The following is a 22,461-nucleotide window of genomic DNA, read 5'->3' on the forward strand; positions in this document are numbered from 1 at the left end:
CAGGCGTGATAGTCGATGCGTAACAACCAGCCCGTAACCCAGCGTGAATACGCCTTTCCTGACCAGCAACGTCTCATCTCGACCACCGACCTCAAAGGTCAGATCACCTACTGTAATGACATATTCGCCGAAGTCAGCGGCTTCGCTCGTGACGAACTGATCCGCGCACCACATAACCTGGTACGCCATCCAGATGTGCCGCCTGCCGTTTTCGACCACATGTGGACGACCCTCAAGCAGGGGAAGCCGTGGATGGGTATCGTCAAAAACCGGCGCAAGACCGGCGACCACTACTGGGTCAACGCCTATGTCACGCCAATTCTCGACCAGCAGCGGCAGGTGACGGGCTACGAGTCCGTGCGCACCAAGCCGACACGTGAGCAGGTGCAGCGCGCCGAAGCACTGTATGAGCGAATCAACTCCGGCAAGAGCGGCGTACCCCGGAGTGACCATTGGGTCCCGCTGCTGAGCAAGTGGCTGCCCTTTTTGATCGTCAGCCAGCTCGCGTTCCTTGTCGGCGCAGGCTTTGACCATGCGCTAGGTTTCGTCGCCGCAGCGCTGCTTGCCGTCCCGTTCGGGTTTATCGGCATGCAGTGGCAGCAACGGGGCCTGAAGCGCCTGTTGCAGCTGGCGAGCCAGGCCACCAGCGATCCGCTCATCGCACGCATGTATACCGACAGTCGCGGCGTAGAGGCGCAACTGGAAATGGCAATGCTCAGTCAGCAGGCGCACCTGAAGACCTGCCTCACCCGCCTGCAGGACACCGCCGTGCAGTTGCAGGGACAAGCCAAGCAGGCCGACTCGCTGGCACAAAACTGCGCGAACGGTCTGACACAACAGAACCAGGAAACCGAACAGGTAGCGACTGCCATCAATGAAATGGCCGCGACCACGCAGGAGGTGGCAAGCAACGTTGCCCTGGCGGCCGAAGCTACCCGTGAAGCCAGCCGCCTCACCGTGCATGGCCGTGAAGTCACTGCCGAAACACGCAAGGCGATCCAGCAACTGGCCGACTCAGTGGCCAAGACAGGTGAGGCCGTCAACCAGCTGGCGAACGATAGCGATGCAATCGGCGGCGTGGTCGACGTGATCAAGAGCATTGCCGATCAGACCAACCTCTTAGCCCTCAACGCAGCGATCGAAGCAGCACGTGCAGGCGACAGCGGCCGCGGGTTCGCCGTGGTTGCCGACGAGGTTCGGCAACTGGCGCAACGCACTGCCGAAGCCACTGGTGAGATACACAAGTTGATCGAAAAGCTGCAACTGCAGGCGCGCCATGCCGTCCAGACCACCGAGGAAGGTCGCGTGCAGGCCACTCGCGGCGTCGATCAGGTGGCTCAGGCCGACCAGGCCCTCACCGGCATAAACGAGGCAATGGGCAACATCATCGACATGACCACTCAGATCGCCTCGGCAACGGAAGAGCAGAGCGCAGTGGCCGAGGAGATCAGCAACAATGTCACCACCATAGCCCACCTCGCCGACCAGACCTCGGGAGACGCGCGCAGCTCGGCGCTGCTCAGCGAGGGCCTCACAGCAACGGCAGAAGGTCAATACGCGCTGGTGGAGCGCTTCAACCGCTAGGCCTGCCCTACAGCCGGTGTCGCTAGATCCGGCTGCAGCCGCTCACTGCATAATTGCGTGCCGCAGAAATCTGGCAATCGCATCGGCAGCGCTATCCAGATGCTGATCATGGGTCAGTCCCGAACGTTTCAAGGGTTTGAGGTCATGATCGGCCGCGGCTAGCCAATGTAACTCGATCGCTGGAGACAGCGCATACCGCGCAACCGCTTCGCGATCGCCCAATGCATCGCGCTCCCCCTGAACGATCAGCGTCGGTGTCTGCAACGTTGCAAGGTGGGCCACTCTTGGCTTGTCCGGCTTTCCGGCCGGATAGAACGGGTAGCCCAGGCAGACCAGCGCATCGGCACCCAGTTCATCTGCAAGCAAGCTCGCCATGCGCCCGCCCATCGACTTGCCGCCGATGGCCAGCGGTCCTGTGGCCTGCTGTCGCACCAGCGCATGGATTTCCCGCCATTGAGCCAGCAATTGGTCCTGTGGGCTGGGCGGGCGCTTGCTCCCTCCGGCGCGCCGTGCCGCCATGTATGAGAACTCAAAGCGACAGACCGCTACCCCACGTGCGGCAAGGCGTTCAGCCATTTGCGCCATGAACGGGCTATCCATCGGTGCGCCAGCTCCGTGGGCCAGGATCAGGCTCACCGAAGCGCCCTTCGGCGGCTGGTCCCACCGGACGAGATACCCTTTGTCACTTTGTGTGTATTGATCCGGGTCAATACCGGCAGATTGCCCTTTCCCCATCCTTGCCTCGCTTTCTATTAGAAAGAAAAAACTGCTCATTACCCGTGGATGGAAGCCCATACATGAACACAGCAACCAGTACCGCCTACAGCTACAAGGTGGTCCGCCAATTCGCCATCATGACGGTGGTGTGGGGAATCGTCGGGATGGGGCTCGGCGTTTTCATCGCAGCACAATTGGCCTGGCCATTTCTAAACTTCGACCTCCCTTGGACCAGTTTCGGTCGTCTTCGTCCATTGCACACCAACGCGGTGATCTTCGCCTTTGGCGGCTGTGCTCTGTTCGCAACGTCCTACTACTCGGTGCAGCGCACCTGCCAGACCACGCTGTTCGCGCCAAAACTGGCCGCGTTCACGTTCTGGGGCTGGCAGCTGGTCATCCTGCTCGCCGCGATCTCCCTGCCGCTGGGCTTCACCAGCTCCAAGGAATACGCGGAACTGGAGTGGCCGATCGACATCCTGATCACCATCGTCTGGGTGGCTTATGCCATCGTCTTCTTCGGAACGCTGGCGACGCGCAAGGTCAAGCACATCTACGTCGGTAACTGGTTCTTCGGCGCCTTCATCCTGACCGTGGCGATCCTGCACATCGTCAACAACCTGGAAATCCCGGTCACCGCGATGAAATCGTACTCGGTCTATGCCGGTGCAACCGATGCGATGGTGCAATGGTGGTACGGCCACAACGCCGTGGGCTTCTTCCTCACCGCAGGCTTCCTCGGGATCATGTACTACTTCGTGCCGAAGCAGGCCGAGCGTCCGGTGTATTCCTATCGCCTGTCGATCGTCCACTTCTGGGCACTGATCACCGTCTACATCTGGGCCGGCCCACACCACCTGCACTACACCGCACTGCCGGATTGGGCGCAGAGTCTGGGCATGGTGATGTCGCTGATCCTGCTGGCTCCGAGCTGGGGCGGCATGATCAACGGCATGATGACCCTCTCGGGGGCCTGGCACAAACTGCGTAGCGACCCGATCCTGCGCTTCCTTGTGGTATCGCTGGCGTTCTACGGCATGTCGACCTTCGAAGGTCCGATGATGGCGATCAAGACCGTCAACGCCCTCTCCCACTACACCGACTGGACCATCGGCCACGTACACGCCGGCGCCCTCGGCTGGGTTGCCATGGTGTCGATCGGTGCCCTGTACCACCTGATCCCGAAAGTGTTCGGCCGCGAGCAGATGCACAGCATCGCCCTGATCAACACCCACTTCTGGCTGGCTACCATCGGCACCGTGCTCTACATCGCTTCGATGTGGGTCAACGGTATTGCCCAAGGCCTGATGTGGCGCGCGATCAACGACGACGGCACGCTGACCTACTCCTTCGTCGAAGCGCTGGAAGCCAGCCACCCCGGTTTCGTGGTGCGGATGATTGGTGGTGCGATCTTCTTCGCCGGCATGCTGGTGATGGCCTACAACACCTGGCGCACCGTTCAGGCGGCCAAGCCGGCCGAGTATGACGCCGCAGCGCAGATCGCTTGAGGAGCCGACTTAAATGAAACAGCACGAAAAACTTGAGAAGAACGTCGGCCTACTGGCCCTGTTCATGATCCTGGCGGTAAGCATCGGTGGTCTGACCCAGATCGTCCCGCTGTTCTTCCAGGACGCGGTCAACGAGCCGGTCGAGGGCATGAAGCCCTACACCGCGCTGCAACTGGAAGGTCGTGACCTGTACATCCGCGAAGGCTGCGTTGGCTGCCACTCGCAGATGGTCCGTCCGTTCCGCGCTGAGACCGAGCGCTACGGCCACTACTCCGTTGCTGGCGAAAGCGTCTACGACCATCCGTTCCTGTGGGGCTCCAAGCGTACCGGTCCAGACCTGGCCCGTGTCGGCGGCCGCTACTCCGATGACTGGCACCGCGCACACCTGTACAACCCGCGCAACGTAGTGCCGGAGTCGAAGATGCCGTCCTACCCGTGGCTGGTGGAGAACACCCTCGACGGCAAGGACACCGCCAAGAAGATGTCGGCACTGCGCACCCTCGGCGTGCCTTACACCGAAGAGGACATCGCCGGCGCTCGCGACTCCGTCAACGGCAAGACCGAGATGGACGCCATGGTGGCCTATTTGCAGGTGCTCGGAACGGCTCTGACCAACAAGCGCTAATCGCACAGCCAAGAAAAATGACGGCTGCCTAGCCAGCCGTCAGGGACTTCAATCGCGGACAGCCAGAGTTGCTCGGGCTGTCCAGGAGTAGCACATGAGCACTTTCTGGAGTGGATACATCGCCCTGCTGACGCTGGGCACCATCGTCGCTCTGTTCTGGTTGATCTTCGCCACCCGCAAGGGCGAGTCGGCCGGCACAACGGACCAAACGATGGGTCATGCCTTCGATGGCATCGAGGAATACGACAACCCGCTGCCGCGCTGGTGGTTCATGCTGTTCATCGGCACCCTGGTGTTCGGCATCCTCTACCTGGTGCTTTACCCAGGTCTGGGCAACTGGAAGGGTGTTCTGCCAGGCTACGAAGGCGGCTGGACCCAGGAGAAGCAGTGGGAGCGCGAGGTTGCTCAGGCCGATGAAAAGTACGGTCCGATCTTCGCCAAGTACGCTGCCATGTCGGTAGAAGAAGTCGCTCAGGACCCGCAGGCGGTGAAAATGGGCGCTCGCCTGTTCGCCAACTACTGCGCGATCTGCCACGGTTCTGATGCCAAGGGCTCCCTGGGCTTCCCGAACCTGGCAGACCAAGACTGGCGCTGGGGTGGTGATGCGGCGTCGATCAAGACCAGCATCCTGAATGGCCGTATCGCAGCGATGCCGGCCTGGGGCCAGGCCATCGGCGAAGAAGGCGTGAAGAACGTTGCCGCATTCGTCCGCAAAGAACTCGCCGGGCTGCCGCTGCCGGAAGGCACCGATGCCGATCTGGGTAAAGGCAAAGAGGTCTATGCACAGACCTGCTCCGTCTGCCACGGCCAGGGCGGTGAAGGTATGGCGGCACTGGGCGCTCCGAACCTGCAGCATGCTTCGGGCTGGATCTACGGATCGAGCCTCGGCCAGCTGCAGCAGACCATCCGCCACGGCCGCAACGGCCAGATGCCTGCGCAGCAGCAGTACCTGGGCGACGACAAGGTTCATCTGCTCGCCGCTTACGTGTACAGCTTGTCGCAAAAACCGGAACAAGTAGCCAAGCAGTAAGTCCTAAAAGGGCGGTACACTCGTACCGCCCTTCTTGCCTTGTCTCAAGGCAACTCTTGCAGCGCTGCGACCATCTGTCGCATCACTGGCCGACCGAAGACCTTCCCCGCCCGCCTAAGCACTTCTAAGCTTTTGCTTCCGATTCGCCGCGCCACCTAGAACCATAAGGCGAACTCGGGATTTCTCGCGCACCGGCCTGGTGCGAAACATCCCTGCACAGCGCATGGAAAACGCTTTAAATCAGGGTTTTGGCCAGCAAAGAGAGCCTGGGCGTCGTTTGCATTGCCCCCCTGCTTTCTCCATACTTGCCGCCGTTTTTGCCTTCGAAAATGCCATTAGCGTGGAAGCCTTGCATGAGCACAGCAATAAGTGAGACTGCTTATAACTATAAGGTGGTTCGCCAATTCGCCATCATGACGGTGGTATGGGGAATCATCGGGATGGGCCTGGGTGTCTTGATCGCCGCGCAGCTGGTGTGGCCCTCGCTCAACTTCGACCTGCCGTGGACGAGCTTCGGCCGTCTGCGACCATTGCACACTAACGCGGTGATCTTCGCATTCGGTGGTTGCGCACTGTTTGCCACGTCTTATTACGTGGTTCAGCGCACCTGCCAGGCGCGTCTGTTCTCCGACGGACTCGCAGCCTTCACCTTCTGGGGTTGGCAGGCTGTGATCGTGCTTGCGGTCATCACACTTCCGCAGGGCTTCACCAGCTCCAAGGAGTACGCGGAACTGGAGTGGCCGATCGACATCCTGATCACCGTGGTGTGGGTTTCTTACATCGCTGTGTTCTTCGGCACCATCATGAAGCGCAAGGCCAAGCACATTTATGTGGGCAACTGGTTCTTCGGCGCATTTATCCTGGTCACGGCGATGCTGCACATCGTCAACAACCTGGAAATCCCAGTGTCCTGGTTCAAGTCCTACTCGATCTATTCGGGCGCGACTGATGCCATGGTCCAGTGGTGGTACGGCCACAACGCCGTAGGTTTCTTCCTGACCACTGGCTTCCTGGGCATGATGTACTACTTCGTGCCGAAGCAGGCCGAGCGTCCGGTGTATTCCTATCGCCTGTCGATCGTCCACTTCTGGGCACTGATTACCCTTTATATCTGGGCCGGCCCGCACCACCTGCACTACACCGCACTGCCGGATTGGGCGCAGAGCCTGGGCATGGTGATGTCGATCATCCTGCTGGCTCCGAGCTGGGGCGGCATGATCAACGGCATGATGACCCTCTCGGGCGCCTGGCATAAGCTGCGTACCGATCCGATCCTGCGCTTCCTGGTGGTATCGCTGGCGTTCTACGGCATGTCGACCTTCGAAGGTCCGATGATGGCGATCAAGACCGTCAACGCCCTCTCCCACTACACCGACTGGACCATCGGCCACGTACACGCCGGCGCCCTCGGCTGGGTTGCGATGATCACTATCGGCTCCATGTACCACCTGATCCCGAAAGTGTTCGGTCGCGAGCAGATGCACAGCATCGGCCTGATCAACGCGCACTTCTGGCTGGCTACCATCGGCACCGTGCTCTACATCGCCTCGATGTGGGTCAACGGCATCACTCAGGGCCTGATGTGGCGCGCGATCAACGAAGACGGCACGCTGACCTACTCCTTCGTCGAAGCACTGGAAGCCAGCCACCCCGGCTTCATCGTCCGTGCACTCGGCGGCGCCTTCTTCCTCGCCGGCATGCTGCTGATGGCCTACAACACCTGGCGCACTGTGCGTGCCGCCAAAGCAGCTCAGTACGACGCTGCTGCGCAGATCGCTTGAGGAACGGATAGATGAAGAATCACGAAGTACTCGAAAAGAACATTGGTCTGCTGACCCTGTTCATGATCCTGGCGGTGAGCATCGGTGGTCTGACCCAGATCGTCCCGCTGTTCTTCCAGGACGCGGTCAACGAGCCGGTCGAGGGCATGAAGCCCTACACCGCGCTGCAACTGGAAGGTCGTGACCTGTACATCCGCGAAGGCTGCGTCGGCTGCCACTCGCAGATGGTTCGTCCGTTCCGCGCTGAAACCGAGCGTTACGGCCACTACTCGGTCGCCGGCGAAAGCGTCTACGACCATCCGTTCCTGTGGGGCTCCAAGCGTACCGGTCCGGACCTGGCCCGTGTCGGCGGCCGCTACTCCGATGACTGGCACCGCGCGCACCTGTACAACCCGCGCAACGTAGTGCCGGAGTCGAAGATGCCGTCCTACCCGTGGCTGGTGGAGAACACCCTCGACGGCAAGGACACCGCCAAGAAGATGTCGGCACTGCGCACGCTCGGCGTACCCTATACCGAAGAAGACATCGCCGGCGCCCGGGATGCCGTCCGCGGCAAGACCGAAATGGACGCCATGGTGGCTTACCTGCAAGTACTCGGCACTGCACTCACCAACAAACGGTAACGCATGATGGAAATCGGGACTCTTCGCGGCCTGGGCACAATTCTGGTATTCGTCGCCTTCATCGGCGTGGTGCTCTGGGCCTACAGCAGCAAACGCAAGCAAAGCTTCGACGAAGCAGCCAACCTGCCCTTCGCAGACGACGAGACCGACGCCAAGAAGCGTGATGAAGAAGCGTCCAGGAGTAAGAAATAAATGACCTCGTTTTGGAGTTGGTACGTCACCCTGCTAAGCCTCGGCACCATTGCCGCGCTGGTCTGGCTGCTACTGGCAACTCGCAAGGGCCAACGCCCTGACAGCACTGAAGAAACCGTTGGCCATTCCTATGACGGCATCGAGGAATACGACAACCCGCTACCGCGCTGGTGGTTCATGCTGTTCGTCGGCACCGTAATCTTTGCCCTCGGCTACCTGGTGCTGTACCCCGGCCTGGGCAACTGGAAAGGCATCCTACCGGGCTATGAGGGTGGCTGGACTCAGGTCAAGGAATGGCAGCGCGAGATGGACAAGGCCGACGAGCAGTACGGTCCGCTGTATGCCAAGTACGCCGCCATGCCGGTAGAGGAAGTGGCCAAGGACCCGCAGGCGCTGAAGATGGGTGGCCGTCTGTTCGCCTCCAACTGCTCCGTCTGCCACGGCTCCGACGCCAAGGGTGCTTATGGCTTCCCGAACCTGACCGACGATGATTGGCTGTGGGGCGGCGAGCCGGAGACGATCAAGACCACCATTCTGCATGGTCGTCAGGCGGCCATGCCAGCTTGGAAGGACGTGATCGGCGAAGAAGGTATTCGTAATGTCGCCGGCTATGTCCGCAGCCTGTCCGGTCGCGATACCCCAGAGGGTATCAGCGTGGACATTGAGCAGGGTCAAAAAATCTTTGCCGCCAACTGTGTAGTCTGCCATGGACCGGAAGCCAAGGGTGTTGCAGCCATGGGCGCGCCGAACCTGACCGACAATGTCTGGTTGTATGGTTCGAGCTTCGCTCAGATCCAGCAGACCCTTCGCTACGGTCGCAATGGCCGCATGCCGGCCCAGGAAGCAATCCTTGGCAACGACAAGGTGCACTTGCTGGCAGCCTACGTCTACAGCCTGTCGCAGCAACCGGAGCAGTGATTGATCGAGGTCGGGGGTGACGACCTGTCGCACCCGACCTCAAAGCTCCGGGCGTACCATTCGCAGCTGGACAGAAAAATGATCCTGGTCGGCACGTATCGGCCAGGACACCCACCTTCCGCCGTGGTACGCACTCGATGACTGAGCAGATCCCCGTTCGTGATGTAACCCCCCCGTCCAAGGCCGAAGCGTCAGCCGACCTTTACGCTGCGCGTGAAAAAATCTACACGCGGGCCTTCAGCGGCCTGTTCCGCAACTTGCGTCGCGTTGGTGGCGCAGTGCTGTTCATCCTCTTTTTCGGAACCGTCTGGCTCAACTGGAACGGCCGTCAGGCTGTCTGGTGGGACCTGCCAGATCGCAAGTTTCACATTTTCGGAGCAACGTTCTGGCCGCAGGATTTCATGCTGCTGTCATGGCTGCTGATTATCTGCGCCTTCGGCCTGTTCTTTATCACGGTATTTGCTGGCCGCGTCTGGTGCGGATACACCTGTCCGCAGAGCGTATTCACCTGGGTCTTCATGTGGGCCGAAAAGATCACCGAGGGTGATCGCAACCAGCGCATGAAGCTCGACAAGGCGCCGATGAGCGCCAACAAATTCCTTCGCAAACTCGCCAAGCACGCCATCTGGCTTGCGGTCGGCATTCTCGTTGCCATCACCTTCGTGGGCTACTTCACCCCGATCCGCGAGCTTGTTCCCGACCTGCTCAGCTTGAACGTTAATGGTTGGGCAGCATTCTGGATCGGCTTTTTCACCCTCGCCACCTACGGCAGTGCCGGCTACCTGCGCGAGCAGGTGTGCATCTACATGTGCCCTTATGCGCGCTTCCAGAGCGTGATGTTCGACAAAGACACGCTAATCGTCTCCTATGATCCGCGTCGCGGCGAAAAGCGCGGCCCGCGCAAGAAGGACGCCGACTACAAGGCCATGGGACTCGGTGATTGCATCGACTGCACCATGTGCGTCCAGGTCTGCCCGACCGGCATCGACATCCGTGACGGCCTGCAGATCGAGTGCATTGGCTGTGCGGCCTGTATCGACGCCTGCGACGCCATCATGGACAAGATGAACTACCCGCGCGGCCTGATCAGCTATACCACCGAACACAACCTGTCCGGCCAGAAGACCCACTTGCTGCGGCCGCGCCTGATCGGCTACGCCGTCGCGCTGCTGGCCATGATGAGTCTGTTCTCCTATGCCGTGTATGATCGCCCGCTGGTGAAGCTGGACGTGCTCAAGGACCGCGTGCTCTACCGCGAAAACGAGCTGGGCAACATCGAGAACGTCTACACCCTGAAAGTCATGAACAAAGCTCAACGCGAGCAGACCTTCGTGATCGAGGCATCAGGCCTGGATGGTTTGGTCTATGAAGGCCGCAGCGAGATACGCGCCGAAGCCGGTGAACTGGTCACTATTCCAGTTGAGTTGTCCATCGCACCCGAAAAGCTGCCTTCGAGCACTAACGAAATCGTCTTCAGCATCCGCTCGATAGACGACGCATCGATAAACGATGATGCCGATAGCCGTTTCATTGGGCCAAGCATCCGCTAAGCAAGGTAATACATGCGCTCTGAAAACGAACAAACGCGTTGGTACACCCAGTTCTGGGCTTGGTTTGTCATCGCAATATTGGTCTTCGCGGTTGTATTGGGACTGTCACTGCTGACCATCGCGATCCGCAATGCCGACACGCTGGTTGCGGATAACTACTACGACGCCGGCAAGGGCATCAATCAGTCGCTGGAGCGCGAGAAGCTGGCAGAGCGACTGGAAATGCAGGCCCACATCTCGCTCAACGATGAGCGCGGTCTTGCCGAGGTGCAACTGAGCGGCGCGAGCCGCCCACAGCAACTGGTGCTAAATCTGCTTTCACCGACCCAGCCGGAACGTGACCGTCGCGTCATCCTGCAGCCTCAGGGCGACGGTTTCTATCAGGGGCAAATGCAGGAGCCGATCAGCGGCCGGCGCTTCATCGAACTGCTCGGCCAGGAAGGCGAACAGGAATGGCGCCTGTATGGGGAAAAAACCATCGAAACTGGCCGCGCGCTCGAACTGAAGCCTTGAACCGCTGATGGCAAAGCCCCTCCCCTGCTATCACTGCGGTCTGCCGGTTCCGGCCGGCAGCGCGTTCCAGGCCCGCGTGCTGGGCGAGACGCGGGCCTTGTGCTGCCCAGGCTGCCAGGCAGTGGCAGAAGCCATCGTCAAGGGCGGGCTGGAAAGTTACTACCAGCATCGCAGCGATACCGCCATCAACCCGCAGTCGCTCCCACAGGAGCTCGGCGAGGAGATGGCGCTTTATGATCGCAAGGACGTTCAGCAGCCCTTCGTGCAACACCAAGGCGAGCTGGCCAGCACCTCACTGATGATCGAGGGAATCAGCTGCGCTGCATGTGGCTGGTTGATCGAACGCCATCTGCGCAATCTGAGTGGCGTCGCCGAGGCCACCCTCAATCTGTCCAATCACCGTCTGAACGTGCGCTGGAGCGACGCCCAGCTGCCGCTCAGCGAACTGCTCGGCGAACTGCGCCGGATCGGTTACGCGGCTCATCCCTATCACGCCGATCAGGCTGCTGAGCGTCTGGCCAGCGAGAATCGTCGATCACTGCGCCAGCTGGGGGTCGCCGGCCTGCTGTGGATGCAGGTGATGATGGCCACCATGGCGACCTGGCCCGAGTTCAACCTGGACCTCTCGGAAAGCTTCTTCGTCACCCTGCGCTGGACCGCCCTGCTGCTGACCACGCCGATCGTTTTCTATTGCTGTACCGATTTCTTCAAAGGGGCGTTGCGCGACTTACGTACGCGACACCTGACTATGGATGTGTCGGTTTCGCTGGCCATTGGCGGCGCCTATGTTGCCGGCATTTGGTCCACGATCACCGGCCAGGGCGAACTCTATTTCGATGCGGTGGGCATGTTTGCCCTGTTTCTGCTCGCCGGGCGTTACCTGGAGCGGCGCGCGCGCGAGCGCACCGCAGCCGCCACGGCGCAGCTGGTCAATCTGCTGCCGGCTTCATGCCTGAAACTCGACGCAGAAGGCCACAGCCATCGCATTCTGCTTAGCGAACTGCAACTGGGCGATCATGTGCTGGTGCAACCCGGCGCGCTGATTCCGGCAGACGGTCTCATCATCAGCGGCCAATCCAGCGTCGATGAGTCGGTTCTCACTGGAGAGTATTTACCCCTTCCGCGAGGCGCAGGCGACGCGGTGACCGCCGGTACGCTGAACGTCGAAGGGCCACTGACCTTGGAAGTCCAGGCCCTGGGTGACGACACCCGCCTGTCGGCCATTGTCCGCTTGCTGGAGCGCGCTCAGGCCGACAAGCCGAAGCTCGCCGAACTGGCCGACCGGGTCGCGCAGTGGTTCCTGCTGGTGGTCCTGCTGGTCGCAACCGTCGTCGGGCTGGTCTGGTGGCAGATTGATCCGCAGCGGGCCTTCTGGATCGTTCTTGCATTGCTCGTCGCGACCTGCCCCTGCGCACTGTCGCTGGCGACGCCCACAGCGCTCACCACGGCAACCGGCACGCTGCACAAGCTTGGCCTGCTATTGACTCGCGGCCACGTACTGGAAGGCTTGAATCATATCGACACCGTGGTGTTCGACAAGACCGGCACTCTCACCGAGGGCCGCTTGACGCTCAGCGCTGTGCACACGCTCGGATCGCTCGATGCCGATACCTGCCTGGCGCTGGCCGCAGCACTCGAGAACCGTTCCGAACACCCGATTGCACGCGCCTTCGGTCGTGCGCCGCTGGCGGCTGAATCGGTCGAAACAGTGCCAGGCCTTGGCCTGCAGGGCAGCGTCGAAGGCCGCTGCCTGCGGATCGGCCAGCCCAGCTTCGTCGCCGAAGGTTTTGCCCAACCGGCACCTGCCATTCCCGGCGATCAAGGGCAATGGCTGTTGCTGGGCGACGAGCATGGTCCTCTGGCCTGGCTGGTATTGGACGACCGGCTTCGCGACGATGCGCCGGCACTGCTTGAGGCCTGCCGCGCCCGTGGCTGGCAGACGCTACTGCTGTCCGGTGACAGCTCGCCTATGGTTGGCCAGATTGCCCAGGAACTCGGCATCGACCAGGCCGAAGGTGGCATGACTCCCGCCGCGAAACTCACCCGACTGCAGGCATTGCAGGCCCAGGGACATCGGGTACTGATGCTCGGCGACGGCGTCAATGACGTCCCGGTGCTCGCTGCGGCGGACATCAGCGTCGCCATGGGCTCGGCCACTGATCTGGCGAAAACCAGCGCCGATGCTGTGCTGCTATCCAATCGCCTCAGCAGCCTGGCACAGGCTTTCGACGTTGCACGGCGCAGCCGGCGCATCATCATCGAAAACCTGGCCTGGGCTAGCCTGTACAATGGCCTGATCCTGCCCTTCGCCGCTATTGGCTGGGTCACGCCACTATGGGCGGCGCTAGGCATGTCGATCAGCTCGCTGTTGGTGGTGCTGAATGCCCTGAGACTGACACGTCAGCCAGCGAATCAGGCTGACCACCCTGCTGGAATTGCCATAGCTCGGCCTTGACGTAACGTCGTCACTTGCCGCAGCCATGCAACAAACGCAGCTGAAGATTTCGCTTCGGATCTTGGAGGTCCTGATGGCCGCTCTGTATATCCTCATCCCTGTTGCCGTGGTCCTGGTGGCCGTCGCGATCTGGGTGTTTTTCTGGGCAGTCGACAGCGGACAGTTCGACGATCTCGACGGCCCGGCGCATAGCATCCTGTTCGACGACGACCAACCGCAAAAGCCTTCCGCTGCGGCACCGCAGAACGACCCTGAAGACGAGCCGGGGAAACAGAAAGGTGAGTGAGCTGGTACCCCTGCTGTTGTCAGCCCTGGTGTTGGGTTTGCTGGGTGGCGGTCACTGCCTCGGCATGTGTGGTGGCCTGATGGGCGCACTGACCATGGCCATCCCAGCCGATCAGCGCGCCAAACGCCTGCGCCTGTTAATGGCCTACAACCTGGGCCGCGTGTTGAGCTATGCCGTTGCTGGCTTCGTCATTGGTCTGGCGGGCTGGGCCGTCGCCAATAGCCCTGCTGCAATGGTCCTGCGGGTAGTCGCTGCACTGCTGCTTATCACCATGGGCCTGTATCTGGCCGGCTGGTGGAGCGGACTGACGCGCATCGAGTCGCTCGGCCGCAGCCTATGGCGGCATATCCAGCCAATTGCCAGCAGACTGATGCCCGTAACCAGCCTGCCGCGCGCACTGGCAGTGGGAGCGTTGTGGGGCTGGCTACCATGCGGTCTGGTCTACAGCACTCTGCTTTGGTCGGCGAGCCAGGGCGATGCGCTTGATAGCGCCCTGTTGATGCTGGCGTTCGGCATCGGCACCTGGCCGGTGTTGCTTGCCACCGGCCTTGCTGCCGAGCGATTAACAGCATTGTTGCGCAAGCGTGGCGTGCGCGTCGTTGGCGGGGTGATGGTGATTCTGTTCGGCGTCTGGACCCTGCCAGGCCCTCATCAGCAATGGCTGATGGGGCATGGCTCAACCGCCTCCCATCAAGAACATGCGCACTAGTGCAACACTGAAGAGCCCTCAGGGCTCCTTCGGCAGCTGGCGTTTGTGCGCGGTCTTGTCGTAGGTAGCGACGATGATCCTGGCGGCTTCATCCGGTACCGGCTTACCCTGCAGGAAGTCATCGATATTTTTATAGGTGACCCCGTGTGCGGCCTCATCGGGCTTACCCGGCGACAGTTCCTCCAGATCTGCAGTCGGCACCTTGTGCACTAGCTGATCAGGAGCCCCCAGCGCCGCGGCTATCTGCCGAACCTGATCCTTCACCAAACCGGCCAGTGGGGTCAGGTCGCACGCGCCATCGCCGAACTTCGTGAAAAAACCCATCACCGCCTCGGCAGCATGATCGGTGCCAATGACCAATCCCTGACGGGCGTTGGCAATGGTGTACTGAGCGACCATGCGCATCCGCGCCTTGGTGTTACCCAATACGAAATCGCGCTGCTCAGGGCTTAGCGGGTCGAGCGCTTGCGTGGCAGCGGCCAGTCCCAACACGGCAGTGCCGATGTTCACGGTATGGCACTCGTCCGGCTTGATGGTCTCCACCGCCAGCTGCGCTTCATGCTCGTCGTGTTGCACCTGATAAGGCAGGCGCACGGCGATAAAGCGATAGTCGTCCCCTTCCCCCGCTTCGCGCATGCCTGCAACGGCTCGCTGGGCCAACATACCCGCCGTGGTCGAATCGACCCCGCCACTGATCCCCAGCACCAGCGTCTTCAGGCCCGACTCACGCAGGCAGGACTGGATAAAGCTTACCCGGCGATCAATCTCGGTCTGTACGGACTCCGGCCCGGTAAATGGTGCGCAGACGTTGAGCGCGGTTGCGATTTCCTGCTGGCGGCTGTGCATGAATCTCTCCTCTGGCGATATGAAGGCGCTACTGAAGCATAAGGCGCTGGCGTGATCATCTGACCGCGTATCGACGCGATCCTTCCGGAAGTCGGCGCCGAACTGGACCAGCGCGCTAGCGTCGGATCAAGTTTGATACAGGTCAAGTCTGTCGCGAGGCCCTGCCCCTAAAATCCAGCGACCGCCGCCAAGACCGGGAGCGCACATGCTCGACTCCATTCGCTGGGACTCCGACCTGATCCGTCGATACGATCAGGCCGGCCCGCGCTATACGTCATACCCGACCGCGGCCCAGTTCAATGACAAGATCGGCTCGTTCGACCTGCTGCATGCGCTGCGCAGCAGCCGTCAGGCATCCCGCCCGCTATCGCTCTACGTCCATCTGCCGTTCTGCGCCAACGCCTGCTATTACTGCGCCCGCAACAAGATCATCACCAAGGACCGTGGCCGGGCCCTGACCTATCTGGAGCGGCTAGAGAAAGAGATCGAGCTCATCGCCTGCCACCTCGGCAGGGATCAGATAGTGGAGCAGCTGCATTTTGGTGGCGGCACGCCCACCTTTCTCAGCCACGACGAATTGCGCCGGCTGATGGGGCATCTACGTCAGCATTTTCACCTACAGGATGATGACCACGGCGACTTCAGCGTTGAAATCGATCCGCGTGAAGCGGACTGGCCCACGATCGGCTTGCTGCGCGAACTCGGTTTCAACCGGATCAGCATCGGCGTCCAGGATCTGGATCCGGACGTCCAGCGCGCCATCAACCGGCTGCAGACGCTGGCGCAGACCCGCACCATCATCGAGGCAGCACGCACGCTGCAGTACCGCTCGCTGAACATCGACCTGATTTACGGTTTACCGCTGCAGACAGCTGCAGGTTTCGCCAATACGGTCACGGCCATCATTGATCTGCAGCCTGATCGCCTTTCGTTGTCCAACTACGCCCACCAGCCCGAACGTTTTGCACCGCAGCGACGCATCAATACGGCAGACCTGCCGTCTCCGACGGAGAAGCTGGCCATGCTGGAGCAGAGCATCACCCTGCTCACCGACGCCGGCTATCGCTACATCGGCATGGACCACTTCGCCCTGCCGGACGATGAACTCGCGATGGCACAGGAAGACGGCAGCCTGCAGCGAAACTTTCAGGGCTACACGACCCATGGCCATTGCGATCTCGTGGGTCTCGGAGTGTCGGCCATCAGTCAGGTCGGCGATCTGTACTGCCAAAACAGCTCCGACATAGCGACCTATCAGCAACAGCTGGACCAGAATCAGCTGGCTACCGCACGAGGCCTTCGCTGCAACCAGGATGATCGCATTCGACGCGCAGTCATCCAGGCACTCATCTGTGATTTCGCCCTCGGCTTCGAACAACTACAGCGCGATTACGCCGTCGACTTCCGTGAATACTTCGCCGACGCCTGGCCTATGTTGGAACAGATGTCTGCCGACGGCCTGATAGAACTAAGCGACACCCACCTGCTTATCCAGCCAGCCGGACGTCTTTTAGTGCGCTCGATCTGCATGCTGTTCGATCACTATCTGCCCGAACACATCAATAACGGCTTTTCCCACGTCATCTAGGGAACTTTTCGCTCTTCCAGTACTGCGACGCTCTAGCCGATTGGCCATAGGGAACGTCCTGAGTTAACCTTGCGCGCTATAAACCAGGTTTTCTAGGAAGCGCTCTATGTCCGAATCGATCAAGGTCCGTGCGCAGCGGCAAGCCCATTGCAAGGATTGCAGCCTTTCCGGGCTCTGTCTGCCCCTGTCGCTGAACATGCAGGACATGGACGCTTTGGACGATATCGTCAAGCGCGGCCGCCCGCTGAAGAAAGGCGAAACCCTGTTCCGTCAGGGCGACGTGTTCAGCTCCGTGTTCGCTGTACGCTCAGGCGCGTTGCGTACCTTTAGCGTGACCGATGGCGGCGAGGAACAGATCACGGGCTTCCACCTGCCCAGCGAACTGGTAGGTCTGTCCGGCATGGACACCGAAAGCTATCCAGTCACGGCCCAGGCGCTGGAAACCACGTCGGTTTGCGAAATTCCGTTCGAACGGCTCGATGAGCTGAGCGTTCTGCTGCCGCAGTTGCGCCGCCAACTGATGCGCATCATGAGCCGCGAGATCCGCGACGATCAGCAGATGATGTTGCTGCTGTCTAAGAAGACCGCCGATGAGCGCATCGCGACCTTTCTGATCAACCTTTCAGCACGCTTCAGCGCACGAGGCTTCTCGGCCAACCAGTTCCGACTGCCCATGTCGCGCAATGAGATCGGCAACTACCTCGGCTTGGCAGTCGAGACGGTTTCCCGCGTATTTACCCGCTTCCAGCAGAGCGGCTTGCTTGAAGCCGAGGGCAAGGAAGTACGCATCCTCGACTCCATCGGTCTGTGTGCCCTTGCGGGCGGGGCTATGGACGTCTGAGTTCATGGAGTTTGGAGCAGTACGATGATCTTCGATGAATTCAGCATCAAAACCTTGATACGCCCGGTGCAGAATTTCCCCCAACCAGGCGTGGTATTCCGCGATATCACCCCGCTTTTTCAATCACCAAAAGCCCTGCGCATGGTGGCTGACAGCTTCATTCAGCGCTATGTTGAAGCCGATTTCACCCACATCGGCGCCCTCGATGCCCGTGGTTTTCTAGTCGGCTCGATTCTCGCTTACGAGCTGAACAAGCCATTGGTACTCTTCCGTAAGCAGGGCAAGTTGCCGGCTGACGTCTTGTCACAAGCCTATTGCACCGAATACGGCGAAGCTCACCTTGAGATCCATGCCGACAGCCTCTGCGAGGGCGATTCGGTGCTACTGTTCGATGACCTGATCGCCACCGGCGGCACCCTTCTCGCCGCCGCACAGCTGGTTCGCCGCATGCGTGCAAACATCCATGAAGCAGCTGCAATCATCGACTTGCCGGAGCTGGGCGGGTCGCAGAAGCTCCAGGACATCGGTATTCCGACCTTTACCCTGACAGCCTTTGCCTTGAGCGACCGCTAAGGGCGGGCCAGCCGATGCGTCGCTGTTTCGCTGCACCCAGAAGGAAGCCGCCCGTGCTTACGATGCTTCGCCGCAGCCTGCTGATTCTCGCGCTGGCGTACGTGACACCCTCATTTGCACTGGATCGCGACGCACTGCTGGACCAGGCGAACATCCTGCTGCTGCCCCGTGAGCGCGCCATCCCTCAGTTCGAACTGTTCGATCAGGATGGCCAGCCGTTCAGCAACCTGTCACTTCAGGGACGCTGGCATATCCTGTTCTTCGGCTTCACCGCCTGCCCCGATATCTGCCCCACGACCTTGAGCGACATGCGCCGACTGTTCAGTCAGCTGCCAGCCGGAGTCCGCGAGCAGTTGCAGCTGGTTTTGCTCAGCGCCGACCCTGCGCGCGATACGCCGCAACAATTGAAGACCTACCTGAGCTATTACCGTGCAGGTTTCATCGGCCTGACCGGAAACATGGACCAGCTGCAAAACCTGTCCAAGGCGCTTGGCCTTCCCTTCATCCCAGCTAGCGAGACGCACGGCGATTACAGCGTCAGCCATAGCGGCAACCTGGCATTGCTGGCACCGGATGGCAGCCTGCGCGGCCACATTCGCGCCCCGTTGAAACTCGACGGGCTTAAGGAAATGCTGCCGCAGGTGCTGGAAAGCGAGCGCTGAATCTATCAACCCTGGGGTCAGTGACAATCCAGCGTATCGGCCAGCACATAGGCTTGGAACGCCACTTCATCGACCCATTCTTGGGTCAGCTCGGCCAGCTGCCCTTCGGCAGCCCATTGTGCCAACAGCCCATTGATCCGCTGCTGCTGGCTTGAGTCGTGCGCAACCAGGCTCAGCTGTCGCTCGGCATCCGAAAGCGCGGGAAACAGGTGCTTGTAGCGTCGCCACTCCGGCAAGCTGGCGATATCCCGCAACAGCACATCGTCATCGACTACCGCACGGCATTCACCGAGCTTGAGCCCGATAAGGGCATGCGCTGCGCTCGGATACTCTCGTGGCTCTGCGGCAAAGCGCGTACGCAACAACGACACATACGGACTGGCATCACTGACGCAGACCGGCTGGCCTTGAAGATCGGACCAGGCACCGAGCCCCCCTTCCGTAGCGCTGAGCGCGGCAGGCGCAGCGCGATAGTAGACCGCAGCGCCAGGCTGATCGTCGGCAACCATGCGCAGATCAGCGTCCTTTTCCAGGGCTGCAGTAGCAGACCGCCCAAGCCCTTCAGCCAATCGCTCGACCAACGCCTGCTCGAAGCTCTCCGTTTCGCTGCTGGAGAGCACTCGATGCTGAGGCAGCTGCACGAGCAAAGGCTCTGCCAGCAGCGCGGCAGGCGTCAGCAAGGCCAGACAAAGAATGATGCGCAAGGGCGTGGACACGTCAGCAGCCTCAGACGTACTGGTAACGCAGCATCCGCTGCTTGAATTTCTCCAGTACCACCTGATCGATCAGCGTGGCGAGAATGGCGATGACCAGAATGTTCATCATCACACCAACCATATCGGCAATTTCACCGGAGTAAGCGAGCGAACGACCGAGTCCCTGTCCGAAGCCGATCAGCATTTCAGCCGAAATCAGAGCACGCCACGCGTTGCCGAACGCCAGCTGTGCACCCGTGATCAGCTCGGGCATTACTGCCGGCAGGTAGACACGGCGCAGCAGCTGCCAGCGTGACGCCCCCATCACCCGCGCGGCGGCGACATGCACTGGCTGCACACTCTCGGTGGCATTCATTACCGAAAGCGCCATCGGAAAGAATGCCGCCAAGGCCACTACCACGATGATCGGCAGGTTGCCGAACCCCATCACGATCAGGAACAGCGGCACCCAGGCGATCGATGGAATCGACTGCAGAATGACGATGGCCGAGCGCAGGATTTCGCGGAAGAAGAACAGCACCCCGCCCACTAGGCCGAATCCGATACCGAACAACAGCGCAAAGCTGTAGCCACTGCCAAGGCGGCTCATGCTGCCGTAAAGCCCCTCACGGAACTCCGGTTGCTGGATGGTCGCCAACAGCCGTTCGAAGACGGTTGGAATACCCGGCATCAGAAACGCCGGCAAGCTCCATGCTGCAGCCTGCCAGATCAAAAGGATGAACAGAATTGCCAGAACGACAGCGAGATACTTCTTCGGACCGGTAAGACGACGTGCCTGGCTCATGAGTGCGCCACCTCAGTCTTGATGCCCAGCAGGCTGAGAATTTCCTTACGCTCGGCAGCGAAGTCCGACAGATCGTGGCTCTTCTCGCAATGCGTGAAGTTGAATGTTTTCAGAACCCGCGTCGGCCGCGCACTGAACACCAGCACGTGATCGGCCAGGTACAGCGCCTCGTCGACATCGTGGGTAACCAGCAGCACGGTCGGCTGATGTTCCTCGATCAACTCGCGCAGCACATCCTGCAATGCCATGCGGGTCAGGGCATCGAGCGCGCCGAACGGCTCGTCTAGCAGGAGCACCTCGGGCTTGGCGATGAAGGCCCGGGCCAATGCCGTGCGCTGGCGCATGCCGCCAGACACCTGATGCGGATAGTAGTGCTCAAAGCCATTCAGCCCGACGCGCTCGAGCCAGGCCTGGGCCTGATCGAATGCGCTGGTCTTGGCCACTCCCTGCAATTCGAGCGCCATGGCGACATTGCCCTGCAGGCTCAGCCAGGGATACAGCGCGTGCTCCTGGAACACCAGCGTGCGTCGAGGGCTCGGCTCGGTGATCGGCTTGCCGTCTGCAAGCACACGACCGGCGCTGGGCTTCTCCAGCCCCGCCACCAGGTGCAACAACGTCGATTTACCGCAACCGGAGGGTCCGACCAGAGCTACCAACTCACCCTGGGCGAATTCACCGCTGAAGCCCTTGATGACTTCGAGCTGCCCGAAGCGCTTGTCTACTTCTTCAAACCTGAGCTGCATAAAAATCCGCAAATCTAGAAACGAAACTGCCCGGCTATGCGGGCGATGTGAATGGCCCGACGGGAAGCCGGGCCGATGTAATGGTGAAACGACAGGAAGCGATCAGAGTTCGCGAGCTTCCTGCCAGGACAAATCGAGAATGGCGCTGGTATCGAACGGCTTGCCGTCGCGGGTCTTCAGCGAGCCCAGCTCCTGCAGAATGTCCGCGAGCTCCTGAATGCGCGCCTGATCGTCTTCGCCTAGCTTGGCGCTGAAGGTCTGGGTACCGATTGCCTCCTCGATCACCACTTCACGGGCGAGTTCGCCGCGCTTAAGCGTCTTGAGTGTCGGTTCGGCAATGAAGTAGTTGGCAATCAGCTTGGCCGCTTCGGCCGGCTGCTTGTCGAGCATTTCGATGGCGTCGCGCTGGGCGTCCAATGACTTCCAGACAGCGTCCTTGCGCTTGGCCAGGGTGTCGCCGGAAGTTATGACTACCATGCACGGGAACGGCCACACCTCACCAATCTCATACACCTGGCGGACCGGTGCAACCAGTTGCGCGATACGATCGTAAGGCTCGAACAGGAAAGCCGCATCGACCCGACCGGATACCAGTGACTGCACGGCGACGGCAGGACTGACGCCCATGATATTGACGTCACTCGGCTTGAGGCCGGCGCTCTTCAACGTCACTCCACGCAGGACCGCATCGGCCGTACTGCCTTCGCGTTGGGACGCCAGGGTACGATCCTTGAGGCCCGCAACATCGTTGATGTCGGTATCTTCGCGCACAAGAATAGAGTGATAGCCTTGCTGGGCACCGCCCACCACCTTCAGATCAGCCCCTTTGGAGGCCCAGGCGACAGCGTTGGTGAAGCCAAGCACACCGGTATCCAGCTGCCCCCCGACAATCGCTTTGATCAAGTCTGTCCCTGAGCTGAACTCGATCAGCTCGACATCCAGGCCATGCTTTTTGTACAGCCCGGCTTCGTGCGCGACCATTGCCTGGGCATCATCCATCACTCGGATGTACCCGACCTTGAACTTCTCTTGTGCTTGCGCGAATGCGCTCAGCAGCAGAAGAGCTGGGACCAGCCAATGCCTCGCTTTCATCTCGACCTCGATTCAGGTAGCCAATTCATATAACCAAATCGAAGGTATTTATTCGATTTGGTTATCTAACTTTTATGGCTTAGAACTTTACCTGAACCAACCGAGAAACGGCACTACCGAGGTGGCAT

Annotated in this window: 23 protein-coding genes; 17 read left to right on the plus strand and 6 right to left on the minus strand. The window is 60.6% G+C overall.

Going from position 1 to position 22,461, the window contains the following annotated elements; all coding sequences use genetic code 11:
- Positions 1–15: 15 nt before the first annotated feature.
- Entirely contained in the window at positions 16–1,584 is a 1,569-nt protein-coding gene (locus tag UIB01_RS12540) for a methyl-accepting chemotaxis protein (RefSeq protein ID WP_038660926.1), read from the plus strand.
- A gap of 42 nt (positions 1,585–1,626) precedes the next feature.
- Here the strand turns inward: UIB01_RS12540 and UIB01_RS12545 are convergent, their stop codons facing one another.
- Positions 1,627–2,319: an alpha/beta family hydrolase gene (locus UIB01_RS12545; protein WP_038665728.1), complete on the minus strand. Its 693-nt coding sequence runs from the start codon at positions 2,317–2,319 to the stop codon at positions 1,627–1,629.
- A 62-nt stretch (positions 2,320–2,381) separates the two neighbouring features.
- Between UIB01_RS12545 and ccoN (UIB01_RS12550) the strand changes: the two genes are divergently transcribed.
- The 12 genes from ccoN (UIB01_RS12550) to UIB01_RS12605 all read left to right on the plus strand — a co-directional run bounded on the left by ccoN (UIB01_RS12550) (position 2,382) and on the right by UIB01_RS12605 (position 14,488).
- Positions 2,382–3,806 carry a cytochrome-c oxidase, cbb3-type subunit I gene (gene ccoN, locus UIB01_RS12550; RefSeq protein ID WP_038660929.1) on the plus strand — a complete coding sequence of 475 codons (1,425 nt, stop codon included), beginning with the start codon at positions 2,382–2,384 and terminating at the stop codon, positions 3,804–3,806.
- 13 nt (positions 3,807–3,819) lie between these two features.
- Positions 3,820–4,431, plus strand: coding sequence for a cytochrome-c oxidase, cbb3-type subunit II (ccoO, locus tag UIB01_RS12555; protein ID WP_038660932.1), 612 nt, complete (start codon positions 3,820–3,822; stop codon positions 4,429–4,431).
- 94 nt (positions 4,432–4,525) lie between these two features.
- Complete coding sequence (gene ccoP, locus UIB01_RS12560; protein WP_038660934.1) at positions 4,526–5,461, plus strand: cytochrome-c oxidase, cbb3-type subunit III; 936 nt, start codon at positions 4,526–4,528, stop codon at positions 5,459–5,461.
- A gap of 353 nt (positions 5,462–5,814) precedes the next feature.
- A complete protein-coding gene (gene ccoN, locus UIB01_RS12565) occupies positions 5,815–7,242 on the plus strand; it encodes a cytochrome-c oxidase, cbb3-type subunit I (RefSeq protein WP_038660936.1) in 1,428 nt (475 codons plus the stop codon).
- Between the two features lie 11 nt (positions 7,243–7,253).
- A complete protein-coding gene (gene ccoO / locus UIB01_RS12570; RefSeq protein ID WP_038660939.1) occupies positions 7,254–7,865 on the plus strand; it encodes a cytochrome-c oxidase, cbb3-type subunit II in 612 nt (203 codons plus the stop codon).
- A 6-nt stretch (positions 7,866–7,871) separates the two neighbouring features.
- Complete coding sequence (locus UIB01_RS12575; RefSeq protein ID WP_003294837.1) at positions 7,872–8,057, plus strand: CcoQ/FixQ family Cbb3-type cytochrome c oxidase assembly chaperone; 186 nt, start codon at positions 7,872–7,874, stop codon at positions 8,055–8,057.
- Positions 8,058–8,975 (plus strand): cytochrome-c oxidase, cbb3-type subunit III, encoded by a 918-nt coding sequence (ccoP, locus tag UIB01_RS12580; protein ID WP_038660942.1) that lies wholly within the window; start codon positions 8,058–8,060, stop codon positions 8,973–8,975.
- 137 nt (positions 8,976–9,112) lie between these two features.
- Positions 9,113–10,525 (plus strand): cytochrome c oxidase accessory protein CcoG, encoded by a 1,413-nt coding sequence (gene ccoG / locus UIB01_RS12585; RefSeq protein WP_038660945.1) that lies wholly within the window; start codon positions 9,113–9,115, stop codon positions 10,523–10,525.
- A gap of 12 nt (positions 10,526–10,537) precedes the next feature.
- Positions 10,538–11,038: a FixH family protein gene (locus UIB01_RS12590; RefSeq protein WP_038660947.1), complete on the plus strand. Its 501-nt coding sequence runs from the start codon at positions 10,538–10,540 to the stop codon at positions 11,036–11,038.
- A gap of 7 nt (positions 11,039–11,045) precedes the next feature.
- Entirely contained in the window at positions 11,046–13,493 is a 2,448-nt protein-coding gene (locus tag UIB01_RS12595; RefSeq protein WP_051605080.1) for a heavy metal translocating P-type ATPase, read from the plus strand.
- Between the two features lie 73 nt (positions 13,494–13,566).
- Positions 13,567–13,779, plus strand: coding sequence for a cbb3-type cytochrome oxidase assembly protein CcoS (ccoS, locus tag UIB01_RS12600; RefSeq protein WP_038665734.1), 213 nt, complete (start codon positions 13,567–13,569; stop codon positions 13,777–13,779).
- A complete protein-coding gene (locus UIB01_RS12605; RefSeq protein WP_038660949.1) occupies positions 13,772–14,488 on the plus strand; it encodes a sulfite exporter TauE/SafE family protein in 717 nt (238 codons plus the stop codon). Before ccoS ends, UIB01_RS12605 begins: the two co-directional genes overlap by 8 nt.
- 18 nt (positions 14,489–14,506) lie before the next feature.
- On the opposite strand, the gene nadE is transcribed toward UIB01_RS12605, so the two are convergent.
- The gene (gene nadE / locus UIB01_RS12610) at positions 14,507–15,334 is read right to left on the minus strand and encodes an NAD(+) synthase (protein WP_038660951.1); all 828 of its coding nucleotides are present in this window, start codon (positions 15,332–15,334) and stop codon (positions 14,507–14,509) included.
- 205 nt (positions 15,335–15,539) lie between these two features.
- Between nadE and hemN the strand changes: the two genes are divergently transcribed.
- The 4 genes from hemN to UIB01_RS12630 all read left to right on the plus strand — a co-directional run bounded on the left by hemN (position 15,540) and on the right by UIB01_RS12630 (position 18,998).
- Complete coding sequence (hemN, locus tag UIB01_RS12615) at positions 15,540–16,922, plus strand: oxygen-independent coproporphyrinogen III oxidase (protein ID WP_038660953.1); 1,383 nt, start codon at positions 15,540–15,542, stop codon at positions 16,920–16,922.
- Positions 16,923–17,028: 106 nt separating this feature from the next.
- Entirely contained in the window at positions 17,029–17,763 is a 735-nt protein-coding gene (gene fnr / locus UIB01_RS12620) for a fumarate/nitrate reduction transcriptional regulator Fnr (RefSeq protein WP_014820517.1), read from the plus strand.
- A gap of 24 nt (positions 17,764–17,787) precedes the next feature.
- Positions 17,788–18,336 carry an adenine phosphoribosyltransferase gene (locus UIB01_RS12625; protein WP_038660956.1) on the plus strand — a complete coding sequence of 183 codons (549 nt, stop codon included), beginning with the start codon at positions 17,788–17,790 and terminating at the stop codon, positions 18,334–18,336.
- A gap of 53 nt (positions 18,337–18,389) precedes the next feature.
- A complete protein-coding gene (locus UIB01_RS12630) occupies positions 18,390–18,998 on the plus strand; it encodes an SCO family protein (protein WP_038660959.1) in 609 nt (202 codons plus the stop codon).
- Between the two features lie 17 nt (positions 18,999–19,015).
- Here the strand turns inward: UIB01_RS12630 and UIB01_RS12635 are convergent, their stop codons facing one another.
- The 4 genes from UIB01_RS12635 to UIB01_RS12650 form a co-directional block, all read right to left on the minus strand.
- Entirely contained in the window at positions 19,016–19,714 is a 699-nt protein-coding gene (locus UIB01_RS12635) for a type 2 periplasmic-binding domain-containing protein (protein ID WP_038660962.1), read from the minus strand.
- A gap of 10 nt (positions 19,715–19,724) precedes the next feature.
- Positions 19,725–20,498 carry an ABC transporter permease gene (locus tag UIB01_RS12640; RefSeq protein ID WP_038660965.1) on the minus strand — a complete coding sequence of 258 codons (774 nt, stop codon included), beginning with the start codon at positions 20,496–20,498 and terminating at the stop codon, positions 19,725–19,727.
- A complete protein-coding gene (locus UIB01_RS12645; protein ID WP_038660967.1) occupies positions 20,495–21,241 on the minus strand; it encodes an ABC transporter ATP-binding protein in 747 nt (248 codons plus the stop codon). The genes UIB01_RS12640 and UIB01_RS12645 overlap by 4 nt, the downstream gene beginning before the upstream one ends.
- A 102-nt stretch (positions 21,242–21,343) precedes the next feature.
- Entirely contained in the window at positions 21,344–22,333 is a 990-nt protein-coding gene (locus UIB01_RS12650) for an ABC transporter substrate-binding protein (protein WP_038660970.1), read from the minus strand.
- Positions 22,334–22,461: the final 128 nt, after the last annotated feature.

The organism is Stutzerimonas decontaminans (assembly GCF_000661915.1).
Classification (GTDB): domain Bacteria; phylum Pseudomonadota; class Gammaproteobacteria; order Pseudomonadales; family Pseudomonadaceae; genus Stutzerimonas; species Stutzerimonas decontaminans.

Coding starts and splice junctions, on each gene's coding strand:
- UIB01_RS12595 (WP_051605080.1), top strand. CDS start 11,046: ATGGCAAAGCCCCTCCCCTGCTATCACTGCGGTCTGCCGGTTCCGGCC.
- UIB01_RS12545 (WP_038665728.1), bottom strand. CDS start 2,319: ATGGGGAAAGGGCAATCTGCCGGTATTGACCCGGATCAATACACACAA.
- UIB01_RS12590 (WP_038660947.1), top strand. CDS start 10,538: ATGCGCTCTGAAAACGAACAAACGCGTTGGTACACCCAGTTCTGGGCT.
- nadE (WP_038660951.1), bottom strand. CDS start 15,334: ATGCACAGCCGCCAGCAGGAAATCGCAACCGCGCTCAACGTCTGCGCA.
- UIB01_RS12650 (WP_038660970.1), bottom strand. CDS start 22,333: ATGAAAGCGAGGCATTGGCTGGTCCCAGCTCTTCTGCTGCTGAGCGCA.
- ccoO (WP_038660939.1), top strand. CDS start 7,254: ATGAAGAATCACGAAGTACTCGAAAAGAACATTGGTCTGCTGACCCTG.
- hemN (WP_038660953.1), top strand. CDS start 15,540: ATGCTCGACTCCATTCGCTGGGACTCCGACCTGATCCGTCGATACGAT.
- ccoN (WP_038660929.1), top strand. CDS start 2,382: ATGAACACAGCAACCAGTACCGCCTACAGCTACAAGGTGGTCCGCCAA.
- ccoN (WP_038660936.1), top strand. CDS start 5,815: ATGAGCACAGCAATAAGTGAGACTGCTTATAACTATAAGGTGGTTCGC.
- UIB01_RS12645 (WP_038660967.1), bottom strand. CDS start 21,241: ATGCAGCTCAGGTTTGAAGAAGTAGACAAGCGCTTCGGGCAGCTCGAA.
- UIB01_RS12625 (WP_038660956.1), top strand. CDS start 17,788: ATGATCTTCGATGAATTCAGCATCAAAACCTTGATACGCCCGGTGCAG.
- UIB01_RS12575 (WP_003294837.1), top strand. CDS start 7,872: ATGGAAATCGGGACTCTTCGCGGCCTGGGCACAATTCTGGTATTCGTC.
- UIB01_RS12640 (WP_038660965.1), bottom strand. CDS start 20,498: ATGAGCCAGGCACGTCGTCTTACCGGTCCGAAGAAGTATCTCGCTGTC.
- UIB01_RS12540 (WP_038660926.1), top strand. CDS start 16: ATGCGTAACAACCAGCCCGTAACCCAGCGTGAATACGCCTTTCCTGAC.
- ccoS (WP_038665734.1), top strand. CDS start 13,567: ATGGCCGCTCTGTATATCCTCATCCCTGTTGCCGTGGTCCTGGTGGCC.
- ccoP (WP_038660942.1), top strand. CDS start 8,058: ATGACCTCGTTTTGGAGTTGGTACGTCACCCTGCTAAGCCTCGGCACC.
- ccoO (WP_038660932.1), top strand. CDS start 3,820: ATGAAACAGCACGAAAAACTTGAGAAGAACGTCGGCCTACTGGCCCTG.
- ccoG (WP_038660945.1), top strand. CDS start 9,113: ATGACTGAGCAGATCCCCGTTCGTGATGTAACCCCCCCGTCCAAGGCC.
- fnr (WP_014820517.1), top strand. CDS start 17,029: ATGTCCGAATCGATCAAGGTCCGTGCGCAGCGGCAAGCCCATTGCAAG.
- ccoP (WP_038660934.1), top strand. CDS start 4,526: ATGAGCACTTTCTGGAGTGGATACATCGCCCTGCTGACGCTGGGCACC.